This is a genomic window from Pseudomonas sp. Xaverov 83 (assembly GCF_019352905.1).
In the GTDB taxonomy this organism is placed as follows: Bacteria; Pseudomonadota; Gammaproteobacteria; order Pseudomonadales; family Pseudomonadaceae; genus Aquipseudomonas; species Aquipseudomonas yamanorum.
In genome coordinates, this window is record NZ_JAAAFU010000014.1 from 41483 (window position 1) to 54561 (window position 13079).

The 13079-nt window shown below is 61.2% G+C and carries 9 protein-coding genes; 5 read left to right on the forward strand and 4 right to left on the reverse strand.

The window, feature by feature from the left end; all coding sequences use genetic code 11:
- Positions 1 to 40: 40 nt before the first annotated feature.
- The 3 genes from K0H47_RS06525 to K0H47_RS06535 form a co-directional block, all read right to left on the reverse strand.
- On the reverse strand, positions 41 to 3724 hold the full coding sequence (locus tag K0H47_RS06525) for a translocation/assembly module TamB domain-containing protein (RefSeq protein ID WP_219272224.1): 3684 nt from the start codon (positions 3722 to 3724) through the stop codon (positions 41 to 43).
- Complete coding sequence (locus K0H47_RS06530; protein ID WP_023658973.1) at positions 3724 to 5451, reverse strand: autotransporter assembly complex family protein; 1728 nt, start codon at positions 5449 to 5451, stop codon at positions 3724 to 3726. The genes K0H47_RS06525 and K0H47_RS06530 overlap by 1 nt, the downstream gene beginning before the upstream one ends.
- A 64-nt stretch (positions 5452 to 5515) precedes the next feature.
- Positions 5516 to 6166: an N-acetyltransferase gene (locus K0H47_RS06535; RefSeq protein WP_219272226.1), complete on the reverse strand. Its 651-nt coding sequence runs from the start codon at positions 6164 to 6166 to the stop codon at positions 5516 to 5518.
- A gap of 203 nt (positions 6167 to 6369) precedes the next feature.
- Here K0H47_RS06535 and xthA point away from each other — a divergent pair, with 203 nt between their 5' ends.
- Positions 6370 to 7182: an exodeoxyribonuclease III gene (gene xthA / locus K0H47_RS06540; protein WP_003211800.1), complete on the forward strand. Its 813-nt coding sequence runs from the start codon at positions 6370 to 6372 to the stop codon at positions 7180 to 7182.
- Between the two features lie 97 nt (positions 7183 to 7279).
- Positions 7280 to 8620, forward strand: a complete 1341-nt coding sequence (locus K0H47_RS06545; RefSeq protein ID WP_219272227.1) for a substrate-binding domain-containing protein — start codon at positions 7280 to 7282, stop codon at positions 8618 to 8620.
- A gap of 114 nt (positions 8621 to 8734) precedes the next feature.
- Here K0H47_RS06545 and K0H47_RS06550 read toward each other — a convergent pair whose 3' ends face one another.
- Entirely contained in the window at positions 8735 to 9964 is a 1230-nt protein-coding gene (locus K0H47_RS06550; protein ID WP_063028670.1) for an acyl-CoA dehydrogenase, read from the reverse strand.
- Between the two features lie 150 nt (positions 9965 to 10114).
- Between K0H47_RS06550 and K0H47_RS06555 the strand changes: the two genes are divergently transcribed.
- The 3 genes from K0H47_RS06555 (at position 10115) to K0H47_RS06565 (ending at position 12428) form a co-directional block, all read left to right on the forward strand.
- The gene (locus tag K0H47_RS06555; RefSeq protein ID WP_017476977.1) at positions 10115 to 11050 is read left to right on the forward strand and encodes a LysR family transcriptional regulator; all 936 of its coding nucleotides are present in this window, start codon (positions 10115 to 10117) and stop codon (positions 11048 to 11050) included.
- A 67-nt stretch (positions 11051 to 11117) separates the two neighbouring features.
- A complete protein-coding gene (locus K0H47_RS06560) occupies positions 11118 to 11516 on the forward strand; it encodes a MerR family DNA-binding transcriptional regulator (protein ID WP_003211806.1) in 399 nt (132 codons plus the stop codon).
- A gap of 12 nt (positions 11517 to 11528) precedes the next feature.
- Positions 11529 to 12428 (forward strand): hydroxymethylglutaryl-CoA lyase, encoded by a 900-nt coding sequence (locus K0H47_RS06565; protein ID WP_063028668.1) that lies wholly within the window; start codon positions 11529 to 11531, stop codon positions 12426 to 12428.
- Positions 12429 to 13079: the final 651 nt, after the last annotated feature.

The following is a 13079-nucleotide window of genomic DNA, read 5'->3' on the forward strand; positions in this document are numbered from 1 at the left end:
AAAGGGTGGGAGCCGGGCTCCCACCCTGAACGTGTACCGATCAGAAATCGCGCTTGTAGAAAATATCCAGGGAGCTGGCCACACCGCTGGCCACTTCCAGGTACACCTTCTTGCTCAGCAGGTAGCGCAAGGCAATGGTGTTGGCCGGTTCAAAAACCCCGACGCCATAACGCAGGCTGAGCTTCTCCGAAATCTTGCCGCTGGCCACCACGGCGGTATTGGTGCCGCTGCCCTGGGTGTCCAGTTCAAAGTCCTGGATGCCCAGGTTCTTGGCGATGTCCGAAGTGACCCCGGCACTGCCCATCAACCCAAGACCCAGCGCCGCTTCTGCCAGCATGTTGTTGTCCTCACCGTTGGTGGTGCGTGATCGCCCCAACACCAGGTAAGACAAGGCATCCTCCTGGGCCATCGCCGGCTCCGAGAAGATTTGCGTCGTCGGCTGCTCGGCACTGCCGCTCAGACGAATACCGGCGGTGACGGTCCGGGACGGCTCGGTAGTTATCCGCACCGCTTCGATATCCAGGAACGGCTGGTCAAGCGGCCCGGCGAACAGTAGCCGCGCACGACGCACCGTGAGGCGCTGGCCGTAGGCGCGGTAGCGGCCGTCGTTGAGCCACAGTTCGCCACGGGTGTCCATGTTGTCGCCGATGTGCACGTGGCCTTGCAGGTTGGCGGTGAGGCCAAACCCGGCGAAGCTCAGCTTGTCCTTGCCGACCTCCACGTCGATGTCCATCGCCATGGCCATGGGCGGCTTGCCCTCTTCGGTCTGGCTGCCGACGATCACGGTGTCATCCGAGACCTTGACCGTCGACGGCGGCAGTTCGCGCACAGTGATCTCGCCCCTGGGAATCTGCACCTTGCCGGAGATCGCCAGCTTGTCGTTCTTCATGCTGATTTTCAGGTCGGGTTCCACTTCCAGGGCCGCGTACGGCTCCACGGTAACCGGCAGTTGCGTGCCTTGCAGGGCGATGTCCACCGCCAGGGCCTGACCCCAATCGATCTGGCCCTTGATAGTGCCCTGCCCGGCCTTGCCGCTGCGCCATCCGCCGCTGAGTTGCACGCTTTCGCCGGCAATCACCGCCTGGATATTCAGGCCTTCGAAACTGGTGGGCAGTTCCGGGCCGGAGATTTCGCCGCCGACCAGGTTGACGCTGCCGTTGACCTGAGGCGCCAGCAGGCTGCCGGCGATTCGCCCGTTACCGTTGAGCTTGCCGTTGAGTTTCTCGACCATGGGTACAAAGGGTCGCGCGACGGCGAGATCAAGGCCGGTCAGGGTGAAGTTACCGGTGATCGGCTTGTTCTTCGCCAGCGGATTGAGCTGCGCCTGCAACAGCAATTCGCCGAGCTTGCCGCCACGGAAATTGAGCTGGGTGTCGATGCGCGTGGGGTTGAGGGTGGTTTCCAGCTTCAGCGTGTCGTAGGGGAAATCCAGCCACTGATCCTTGTCCTTGACCCGCAGGGTGCCGCCACTGGCGTCCACCGAGACCACGCCTTTGGGGCCGCTGGCAGGCAAGTCGAGTTGCACGTCGGCATTGAGCTTGCCCTGCCAGGCGAAATCCTTGGGCAACCACTGGGCCAGGCTGTCGATGGGGAACTGCTTGAGGTGGTAACGCAGCTTGGGCTCTGGCATCAGGCGCTGGTCTTCACCGCACAGGCTCGCCGGGCCGGAGACCCAGCAATGGGCAGCAAAGGTCAGCTTGCCGTCGGCCAGGCGCTCGATTTTCGCCGGGGCTTGCAGCTTCCAGTCCTGGCCACCGGCTTGCACATCGCCGCTGGCCAGGCGCCCGCGCCAGTTGCCTTTGTCGAGGTTGCCGTCCAGGGCCAGGGCCAGCTTGAGCAAGGGGCCGGCCAGGTCGAGTTGGACCTTCTGGCTCTTGATATCGCCCTGGGCGCTGGCAGTGAAGGTGCCGAGCTGGGTTTCACCGGCCTGGATGCCACTGCCCTTCAAGTCGATTTTGGCGCGCTGGGCGGTATCGAGGTTTGCGTCCAGGGTCAGGTTTTGCAGACGGTTGTCTTCGAACGCCAGTTGTTGGCCCACCAGGTTGAGCTTGCCTTGGGGTGCGTGCAGAGTGCCGGCGACGTCGAGGCGGCCGTTCATCTGCCCGCGCAGTTGCGGCCAGAGTTGGGCGAGGCGCGTCAGTTTGATGTCGATCTGCCCAGCAAGCCGTTGTTGCAGGCTGCCGCTGCCATAGATGCGGTTGTCGCCGAGGCGGATGTCGAGGGCGCCGAGGGTCCACTGCTCGCCTGCGCCTTCGGCTTTGGCCTGAAGCACGGCGGGTTGGCCGCGCAAACGGCCCTTGAGGTCGAGGTCGGCATTGAGCTTGAGTTGCTCGTTCTTCATTTCACCCTTGCTGCGCAGCGGGCCGGCCAGAGTACCCGGCAGTTCCGCGACCCAGTACGCCGGGTTGATGGCCGACAGGTCCAGCGCAGTATCCCAGGCGATGCCATCGGCAAATTGCAGGTTCAGGTGGCCTTCGGCCTTGCCCTGGCCGGCGGCGAGTTTCAGCTCGGGGAGGAACACTTGCTTGAGGTCGCCGCTGAACGGGCTGGCCAGGCTGAACTTGCCCGCCGGGCCGTCGAGGTCGGCCTTGAAGTTGCCCAGGTAGTTGCCGTCCTTGTAGGAGACTTCGCCATTGAAGGTACGCAAGGCGACTTGGGGTTCGTCGATCACCGGGTACAGGCGATACCAGGGGAAATCCAGCCAGTCGATTTTCGCGTCGGCGCTGAAGCCTTGCTGCCAGTCCAGATTGGCACTGACCTTGAGGCTTTGCTTGTCGCCGGCATTCAGGTCCAGCCCGGCGATCTGCGCGCCCTTGGCGTCGACCTTGCCTTGCAGCAGCAGGTCCACCGGGCCTTTTTCCGCCGGCAGGACGGCTTTGCCGAGCAGTTGGTAACCGTTGCTCAGGTCGCCCTTGGCCGTCAGGTCCAGCTGATTGAGTTGCAGGGTATCGGGCAGATCGGCGCTGGGTTTGAAGCCGTCGGCGGTGATGTGCAGTTGCGCCGGCAGGTTTTCCACCAGCGGTTGCAGTTCGCCGCTGAGTTTGGCCGGGAGGTAGCCGCTGCTGTCGGCATTGAGCTTGAGGGTCTTGAGCAAATCGCCATCGACCTTGAGCGCCAGCGTCCAGGGCGCACCGCCCGGCGCGTAAGGCAGGCTCAGGTTGCCGCTGGCGGCCAGCGGCCAATTGCCGGTGGGTTGCAGCAGGCCGGACAGGTCAAGGACCAAACCGTCCCGTTGCAGGTGCACCGAGTCGATCTGCATCCCGGCGGCAGTCCAGTGCGCCGCCAGTTGCAGGCCCTGGAGCTCTTCGCTGCCATTGAACAGCAGGCTGCCGATGCGGATGTCGCCCAACTGAATGGCGACTGGCAGTTTCAAGTCCGGCAGGGTAATCGGGCCGCTGCTTTCTTCGGTGCTGGGTGGAAATTGCAGGTTCACCTGCTCCACATCCAGCTGGTTGATGCACAAGGTCATGCGCATCAAACAGGCCGGCGACCAGTCGAACTTCGGTGCCTGCAGCTCCACGCGGCGGCTGCCTTGCTGCCATAACAGATGGTCGGCACTCCACTGCCCGCCCAGGCGACCCTGGAAATTCTCCAGGGTCAAACCCGGCACCTGCCCCAGCACCCAACGGCTGCCGGCTTGGGTACCCAGCACCGTCCACAGTGCCAGCACTATCACCGCGAGGACCGCCAGAATGGCCAGCCCCGCTATTTTCAAACCACGCATCACAGCTCAGGCCCCATGGAAAAGTGCAAACGAATGCCGCCCGGATCTTCGAGGGCATGGGCCAGGTCGAGGCGGATCGGGCCGACCGGCGACACCCAGCGCACGCCCACACCCACGCCGGTTTTCAGGCTCGGCATTTCCAGGGTGTTGAACGAGTTGCCTTGGTCGATAAAGGTCGCGATCCGCCATTTTTCGGCGATGGAATATTGATACTCGGCGCTCAGGGCCACCATGTAGCGGCCACCAATGCGGTCGCCACGATCGTTTTCCGGGGACAGGGTCTGGTACTCGTAACCCCGTACGCTCTGGTCGCCACCGGCAAAAAAGCGCAACGACGGCGGCACGGATTTGTAGCCGTTGGTGGCACTGCCACCAAACTGCGCCCGCGCCAGGAAGCGGTGGTTGTCCCACAGGGTGGTCAAGCCCTTGATCGTCGCCGTGCCGTAAAGCAGGTTGGTGTCGGAACCCAGGCCTTCCTTGGCGACCTTGGCGTCGAACAGCAGGCGATAGCCATTGTGCGGGTCGATGCGGTTGTCGCTGCGCAGGTAGGAATAACTGATACCCGGCATCAGCAACGTACTCAGGCCCGAGTCGTTGCCCAGGCGATATTCTTCGCGCTGCCACTTGAGCGAAATCACCCGCGTCCAACCGCTGGGCAACTTGCTGTGCCACTCGGGGCCGAGGGTGAGCAGTTTACTCAGGGTGTCGGTGTTGGCGATTTCCTCATTCTGGTAACCGCCGGCGAAACGCAGTTTGTCGGTGAGCGGCGGGTCCATGGGAATGTCGTACCACAGACCGACGTTCTGCCGGGGCGCCGACAGCTCGGCTTCCCAGCCATAACTGTGGCCCTGGGGGTTGACCCAGTGGCGCGTCCAGTTGGCCTTGCCCCGTGGACCGACGTCGGTCGAGTAGCCAAGGCCCAGGCCCATGGTGCGCGGCTTGCGGGTTTCGAGTTGCACGGCCACCGGGATCACGTCATTGGTCGAGGCCGCCGGGGCGGCGTCCACGCGCACGCCTTCGAAAAAGCCGCTGGATTGCAGGTTCTGGTTGAGTTCGGCGATCAGTTCGGAGTCGTAAGGCGCGCCGCTCTTGAACGGCACCATGCGTTGCAGCAAGTCTTCATCAAACGGCGTATCGCCGGCAAAGCTGACCTTGCCCAAGGTGTAGCGTGGGCCACTGTCATAAATCAGTTCGATATCGGCCACACCCGCCTTGGGGTCGACCGAGAGTTTCTGGCTGGTAAAGCGCCCGCTGAAAAAGCCGTAGCGTGACGCCTGGTTCTGGATGACGCGCTTGGCGTCTTCGTAGTTGCCGTGGTTGAGCACGGCGCCGGATTTGAGTTGGTCGCTGGCGGGCACGCGAAAGGCCTTGAGGTCGGCGGCCTGGCCGTCGACCCGAATGGTCACATTGCGCAAATGCACCGGTTCGCCGGGGTCGATGGTGAGGATCAGGCGCGGGTTCTTGCCGCCCTTCACATCGCTGGCAATCTGCGGTTGATAGTAGCCCAACGCCTGGGCGGCCTTGCGGGCCTGCTCCTCGGCGCCACGGCTGAACCGCAGCAGGGCTTCTTCGTCACGATCGCCGACCCCGCCGATATAGCCTTCGATGTTGGCTTTCAACGCGTCGTTTGAAGGCTTGATGCGCACATCCAATTCGCTTTGCGCCAAGGCGCCGCAGCTCGTGAACAGCAGAATCAAGCCGCTGGTAAATCTTCCTGGAAACTTCATAGGCCGGGATGCTACACGAGCTTGGGAGCGGGTTAGAACCCGGATTTGTCTGAATAATTCTGTCTCAAACCGTTGCAGCCTGTAACACCTGCGGATTTGCGTGAAAGAACACGTGTTCCAGAACAGGTCCTACCGCCACCTCGCCAATCTCTTCGTAGCCCTGGCGCTTATAGAACTCCAGATAGCGAGAATTCCCCGTATCCAGCACCACGCCGGAGGAATGCGGGTCTTCGGCGCACCAGTTGTGCACCGCTTCCAGCAATTGCTCACCGTAGCGTTTGCCCTGGAATTGCGGGTGAATCCCCAGCAACGGCAGCACATGCACCGAATCTGAGGGCAGGCACGCCAGCACCGCCTGATGGTATTCCAGGTAGCGCCGAGTGCCGCGCACACCGGTGCTCAGCCACATCCGTAACTGCCAGGCCCAGCTTTCGGTGATGCCCAGGCGGCGGGTCGGTGGCGCGATCAGGGCGATGCCGATCAGCCGGTCGTTGACCAACAGGCCAATGGCCGGCAGTTTCTGGAAGAAGTGTTGCTTGACCAGTTCACGCACCGTGGCGCGGACTCGCTGTTCGTAGCCGGGACGTTCGGCTTCGAAGATATAGGCGAACGTCGGCTCATGGCGATAGGCCTGGTACAACAGCGAACGGGCTTCGCGGGAATAGCCGCTGTCGAGCATGTGGATCTGGGCGATGGCAGTCGAGGTGTCAGGCATAACAGTGAATCTCCCCTGGGCGCTGACTCAAAAGGTTGCGCTCTTGTTATTACGAACGTCTGCGGCACTGTTTCGTTCAGTGTAGCCACCGGGCGTCGCTTCGCAGCCCAACGCAGCCTTGTGCCTCGGCAGCGGCTACAAGACTGGCTCCCGTCCTACATTGTCGGCTAGCATCGCCCTTTTGCCAGACTGGACCGCCGACCATGAAAATCGTGTCTTTCAATATCAACGGGCTGCGTGCCCGCCCTCATCAGCTGGCGGCACTGATCGAGAAACATCAGCCGGACGTGATCGGCCTGCAGGAAACCAAGGTCCACGACGACCAGTTCCCGCTGGATGAGATCAAGGCCCTGGGCTATCACGTGTATTACCACGGGCAGAAAGGCCACTACGGTGTCGCCCTGCTCTCGCGCCAGGAACCGCTGGCGCTGCATAAAGGTTTTGCCAGTGACGAAGAAGACGCCCAGCGCCGCTTCATCTGGGGCACCTTCGCCGACGCCAACGGCAACCCGATTACCATCATGAACGGCTATTTCCCACAGGGCGAAAGCCGCGACCACCCCACCAAATTCCCGGCCAAGCAGCGCTTCTACGAGGACCTGCAAACCTTGCTGGAGTCGCAGTTCAGCAATGACCAGGCCGTGGTCGTGATGGGCGATGTGAATATCTCCCCGGAAGATTGCGACATCGGTATCGGCGCCGACAACGCCAAGCGCTGGCTGAAGACCGGCAAATGCAGCTTTCTGCCGGAAGAACGCGAGTGGATGGCGCGCCTGAAGAACTGGGGCCTGGTGGACAGCTTCCGCCACCTCAACCCGGACGTGGCGGACCGCTTCAGCTGGTTCGATTACCGCAGCCGTGGTTTTGAAGACGAGCCAAAGCGCGGGCTGCGGATCGACGTGATCCTGGCCTCCCAAGGGCTGCTGCCCCGGGTGAAGGATGCCGGTGTGGATTACGACCTGCGCGGCATGGAAAAACCCTCCGATCATGCGCCGATCTGGCTGGAATTGAGCTGATTCAGCACTGAGGGTCGGGAAGCCGGCCCTCGTCACATTTATGCAACCTGCCTGACTTAATCTCGCGGCACTCCCTTTGGCTTGAGAAGGTGCCGGCATGATGCTGCGCGTTCTATCCCTGCTGGCCCTGCTCAGCGCATTTCCCCTCGCCGCTTTTTCTACCCCACTGCCCTTCCCCGAATATGGCCCGGCCTTGCGCATCCAGGGTTCCAACACCATCGGCGCGGCGCTTGGTCCGGCGCTGGTCAAGGGGCTGATGGAGCAACAGGGGCTGCAAGCGGTGCACAGTGAGCCATCTGACCAGGCCAACGAACAGCACATCGTCGGCAAGACTCGCCAGGGCCAGAAGGTGACGGTGGAAGTGGCCGCCCATGGTTCCAGCACCGGGTTCGCGGCCCTGAAAAAAGCCAGCGCCGATCTTGCGGCGTCTTCCCGGCCGATCAAGGACAGTGAACTGGTGGATCTGGAATCCCTCGGCGACCTGAAGAGTCCGGATGCCGAACAAGTCATCGCCATTGACGGGCTGGCAATCATCCTCAACCCGCGCAACCCGTTGGGTACGTTGAACACCGAGCAACTGGCGCAGATTTTCAGCGGCGAAGTCTCGAGCTGGGAGCAACTGGGCGGCATCGGCGGCAAGATTCACTTGTACGCGCGGGACGATCAGTCCGGCACCTACGATACTTTCAAGGAACTGGTGCTCAGCCGTCGCGGCAAGGCACTGGATGGCAGCGCCAAGCGGTTCGAGTCCAGCGAGGAATTGTCGGATGCCGTCAGCCGTGACCCGCAGGGTATCGGTTTTATCGGGTTGCCTTATGTGCGCCAGGCCAAGGCAGTTGCCATTGTCGATGGCGACTCGCAACCCATGCTGCCATTGAGCAGCCTGATTGCCACCGAGGATTACCCGCTGTCACGCCGGCTGTTCTTCTATTTGCCGCCGGTTGAGCACAATCCCTGGGCCAAGGCCTTGGTGGACTTTGCGCAAAGCAGCAAGGGCCAGGCGATTGTGGCCGCCAACGGCTTTATCGCCCAACAGGTGCAAGCCATGGCGGTGGAGCCGCGGGCGCCAATGCCAGAGGATTACCAGGCGATCGCCCGGCAGGCGCAGCGGCTGACCGTGAATTTCCGGTTTGAGGAAGGCAGCGCCAGCCTCGACAACAAGGCGCGCCAGGACTTGATGCGGGTGGTGGCTTATATAAAGAGCCACGGCAAGCTGGACAAGCAGGTGACGCTGGTGGGGTTTGGGGATGCCAAGAGTGATGCTCAGCGGGCGGCGCTGTTGTCGAAGTTGCGGGCGATGGCGGTGCGACGGGAACTGGTTAAAAGCGGCGTGGTGCTGAGGGACATTCAGGGGTTCGGTGCCGAGATGCCCGTGGCGGCAAATACGGCGGATGAGGGAAGGATCAAGAATCGGCGGGTGGAGGTTTGGGTGTATTGAGGACTTAAAGATCTTTATTGCCCCGACTGGCCTCATCGCGGGCAAGCCCGGCTCCCACAGTTGACTGCATTCCCCTGTGGGAGCTGGCTTGCCTGCGATGAAGACACCTCGGTGTTACTGGCCGCTGCGCATCATCTCCCGCGGCACGTACTTGCCGATCTCGAACTTGCCGATCGCCGCGCGGTGCACTTCGTCCGGGCCGTCAGCCAGGCGCAGGGTGCGCTGCATGGCGTACATGTAGGCCAGCGGGAAGTCATTGGAGACACCGGCGCCACCGTGGATCTGGATCGCACGGTCGATCACCTTCAACGCCACGTTCGGCGCTACCACTTTGATCTGGGCGATTTCGCTTTTCGCGACCTTGTTGCCCACAGTGTCCATCATGTAGGCGGCTTTTAAGGTCAGCAGGCGCGCCATGTCGATTTCCATCCGCGAGTCAGCGATCTTGTCGATGTTGCCACCCAGGCGGGCCAGCGGTTTGCCGAATGCAGTCCGGCTGACGGAACGCTTGCACATCAATTCCAGCGCACGCTCGGCCATGCCGATGGAGCGCATGCAGTGGTGGATACGGCCCGGGCCAAGGCGACCTTGAGCAATTTCAAAACCCCGGCCTTCGCCCAGCAGGACGTTTTCGTAAGGCACCCGGACGTTTTCAAACAGCACTTCGGCGTGACCATGGGGCGCATCGTCGTAGCCGAACACCGGCAGCGGACGTACGATTTTCACACCCGGCGCATCCACCGGCACCAGGATCATCGAGTGCTGCTGATGACGCGGCGCATCCGGGTTACTCAGGCCCATGAAGATCAGGATTTTGCAGCGCGGGTCGCAGGCGCCGGAGGTCCACCATTTTTTACCGTTGATCACCCACTCGTCGCCGTCACGTACCGCACGGGCCGCCATGTTGGTGGCATCGGAGGACGCCACGTCCGGCTCAGTCATGGCGAATGCCGAGCGGATCTCGCCGCGCAGCAACGGCTCCAGCCAGCGCTGCTTTTGCTCTTCGTTGGCGTAGCGCACCAGCACTTCCATGTTGCCGGTATCCGGTGCCGAGCAGTTGAACGGCTCCGGCCCCAACAAGGAGCGGCCCATGATTTCTGCCAGGGGAGCGTATTCCAGGTTGGTCAGCCCGGCGCCCAGTTCGGATTCCGGCAGGAACAGGTTCCACAGGCCTTCGGCTTTAGCCTTGGCTTTCAACTCCTCCATGATCGCAGTGGGCTGCCAGCGGTCACCTTCGGCAACCTGGCGTTCAAACACAGGCTCGGCCGGGTAGACGTAAGCGTCCATGAACGCGGTAACGCGTTCACGCAGTTCCTGAACCTTGGGCGAATAGGCGAAATCCATGGGCAGCACCTTCTCAATGGAGGTTGTTGAGGTCATGAATCGATGCTAGAACAGCGTTGATAATTTACCTAGCCTATTCTCGGCGTGTATTAACATTCATCACCGATATATGATCGGCGTATGGACACCTAACAATAAGAGCGCAGCGAAATGAATCTGAGCAAGGTCGACCTCAACCTCTTCATCGTCTTTGACGCGATCTACACCGAAGCCAACCTGACCCGCGCCGGGCAGATTGTCGGGATTACCCAGCCGGCAGTGTCGAACGCTCTGGCCCGCCTGCGGGAGACGTTCAACGACCCGTTGTTCGTGCGCACCGCCCAAGGCATGGTGCCCACGCCCATGGCCCAGAACATCATCGGCCCGGTGCGTAATGCGCTGTCGTTGCTGCGGGTATCGGTGCAGGAAAGCCGGATTTTCAATCCGCAACAGGCCGCCAAGACCTACCGCATCAGCATGACCGACCTCACCGAAGCGGTGATCTTGCCCGCACTGTTCCAGCGCCTGCGCCGCCTGGCGCCGACGGTGGTGATCGAGAGCTTCCTGTCCAAGCGCCGAGAAACCACCAAGGAACTGGCGGCCGGTCGCCTGGACTTTGCGGTGGATGCGCCGCTCAACACCGACCCGCAAGTGCGCCACGTCAAGCTGATGGAAGACCGCTATGTATGCGCCATGCGCAAGGGCCATCCGATGGCAGGCAAGGACAAGCTCACTCTGGATGACTATCTGTCGCTGACCCACATTCATATCTCCAGCCGGCGCAACGGCCTGGGCCACGTCGACCTGGCACTGGGCAAGATGGGCCTGCAGCGCAAGATTGCCCTGCGCTCCCAGCACTACCTGATGGCCTCGCAAGTGTTGCAGCAGACCGACATGGTGATGACGGTGCCTGAGCGCTTTGCCCGGCGCCATGAACTGCACTGGTTCAACCTGCCGGTAAATGATGTGCCCATGGTGGAAACCCATCTGTACTGGCATGAAAGCACCGACCAGGACCCGGCCAACCGCTGGATGCGCGAGCAAATGATCGAGTTGTGCCAGCAGGTGACCGCCCATGAGAAGAAGCTGGATAAGCAGCAGGCTTGAGCTGCTGCTTGACGTTAACGTCAAGCACCCATTAGCTTAACGCTCAAGACACTCCTTGAGCGCCACCATGAGCACGACCTACAGCATCTCCGACCTCGCCCGCGAGCTCGACATCACCACCCGCGCCATTCGCTTCTATGAAGAACAAGGCCTGCTGTCCCCGGAACGCCGGGGCCAGGAGCGCATTTACTCGCCCCGGGACAAGGTCAGCCTGAAGTTGATCCTGCGGGGCAAGCGCATCGGTTTTTCCCTGGCCGAGTGCCGGGAGCTGATCGAACTCTACGACCCCACCAGCGGCAACCAGAAACAGCTGCACAGCATGCTGGCGAAAATCGCCGAGCGTCGCGAGCAACTGGAGCAACAGTTACTGGACATCGAACAGATGAAGCTGGAGCTGGACACCGCCGAAGAGCGGTGCACCCAGGCGCTGGAACAGACCATTCAGGGCCAGGTTGGCCATTCATAAAAGGTAGCTGCCATGTCCCTTCCCTCTCATGTGCGCCTGGTGGAAGTCGGTCCGCGCGACGGCCTGCAGAATGAAGCGCAACCCATCAGCGTCGCCGACAAGGTGCAATTGGTGGACGCCCTGAGCGCCGCCGGCCTGGGTTACATCGAAGTCGGCAGTTTTGTGTCGCCCAAGTGGGTGCCGCAGATGGCCGGGTCGGCCGAAGTGTTTGCGCAGATCCAGCGCAAACCTGGCGTGACCTATGGCGCGTTGGCGCCAAACCTGCGGGGTTTTGAAGATGCGCTGGCGGCGGGCGTGAAGGAAGTCGCGGTGTTTGCGGCGGCATCCGAGGCGTTTTCCCGGCGCAATATCAACTGCTCCATCAGCGAAAGCCTGGAGCGCTTCGTGCCGATCATGGACGCGGCCAGGCAGCATGGCGTGAGCGTACGGGGTTATGTGTCGTGTGTGTTGGGTTGCCCCTATGAAGGTCAGGTCGCCCCGGAACACGTCGCGGTAGTCGCTCGCGAGCTGTTTGCCATGGGCTGCTATGAGGTGTCCCTGGGCGACACCATTGGCACCGGCACCGCAGGCGCCACGCGGCGGATGTTCGAGGTGGTCGGCGCGCAGGTGCCACGGGACAAGCTGGCCGGGCACTTCCATGACACCTATGGCCAGGCCATCGCCAATATCTACGCCAGCCTGGAGGAAGGTATCCAGGTGTTTGACAGCTCTATTGCAGGCCTCGGCGGCTGCCCCTATGCCAAGGGTGCCAGCGGTAACGTCGCGACCGAAGATGTGCTGTACCTGCTCAATGGCCTGGGCATCGAGACGGGTATCGACATGGACAAGCTGATTCTGGCGGGTCAGCAGATTTGTACGGTCCTCGGGCGCCCCACGGGTTCGCGTGTGGCGAAGGCTCGCAGCGCGGGTTGAGTAGCGCGCCTGTGACGATGTGTTACCTCGCGGCTACACATCGGGTAACACGGGAACATATCTTGTCGCATTTCCTGAAAGAAATTTCCCGCTAAAAAAACAAGCTATTGATTTTAAAGGGATTTAAAAAGTTGGCACGGCTTCTGCTATCTCTATTGCATAACAAGAATAAAAAGCACCAAACCTAATAAAAATAAGACGTAACGACTCTGACATAACAAAAACAACACGGCAGAGACGCAGCTAACAGATTTTTTTGGAGAAGATGTGCTTCGCAGGGTACGGCTAGCCGAAACCCGCAACCGGATAGAGAAGAACAAAAAAACTACCTCAAGGTAGCTACCCACTGGTTGGATCGCTTGCGAAGAAGCAGATCAGCGCTCAAAAAAATACGTTTGCTCTTGACCCCGGATGGGGGTCGCCAAAAACAGCGGTAAAGGGCCACGGTTGCCAAAAACAACAACAGACCGCCCCTCAATAATAAAAAAAGAGCACGCAACGACAAATTAAAGGGGACCTTAGGGTCCCCTTTGTGCTTTCTCGTGAAGCTGATTTGGGTGTATATCCGTTTTTTGGGTGATGGCCGCTTATGGTTCCGCTCTTACAGCGGCTCACTTTTGAAAAGCGCAAAAGTAAGCAAAACGCTCTTGC

What these genes read in the sequence shown, in the direction of transcription:
- K0H47_RS06525 (WP_219272224.1), bottom strand. Translation starts at nt 3,724, where the DNA reads ATGCGTGGTTTGAAAATAGCGGGGCTGGCCATTCTGGCGGTCCTCGCG.
- K0H47_RS06530 (WP_023658973.1), bottom strand. Translation starts at nt 5,451, where the DNA reads ATGAAGTTTCCAGGAAGATTTACCAGCGGCTTGATTCTGCTGTTCACG.
- K0H47_RS06535 (WP_219272226.1), bottom strand. Translation starts at nt 6,166, where the DNA reads ATGCCTGACACCTCGACTGCCATCGCCCAGATCCACATGCTCGACAGC.
- xthA (WP_003211800.1), top strand. Translation starts at nt 6,370, where the DNA reads ATGAAAATCGTGTCTTTCAATATCAACGGGCTGCGTGCCCGCCCTCAT.
- K0H47_RS06545 (WP_219272227.1), top strand. Translation starts at nt 7,280, where the DNA reads ATGATGCTGCGCGTTCTATCCCTGCTGGCCCTGCTCAGCGCATTTCCC.
- K0H47_RS06550 (WP_063028670.1), bottom strand. Translation starts at nt 9,964, where the DNA reads ATGGATTTCGCCTATTCGCCCAAGGTTCAGGAACTGCGTGAACGCGTT.
- K0H47_RS06555 (WP_017476977.1), top strand. Translation starts at nt 10,115, where the DNA reads ATGAATCTGAGCAAGGTCGACCTCAACCTCTTCATCGTCTTTGACGCG.
- K0H47_RS06560 (WP_003211806.1), top strand. Translation starts at nt 11,118, where the DNA reads ATGAGCACGACCTACAGCATCTCCGACCTCGCCCGCGAGCTCGACATC.
- K0H47_RS06565 (WP_063028668.1), top strand. Translation starts at nt 11,529, where the DNA reads ATGTCCCTTCCCTCTCATGTGCGCCTGGTGGAAGTCGGTCCGCGCGAC.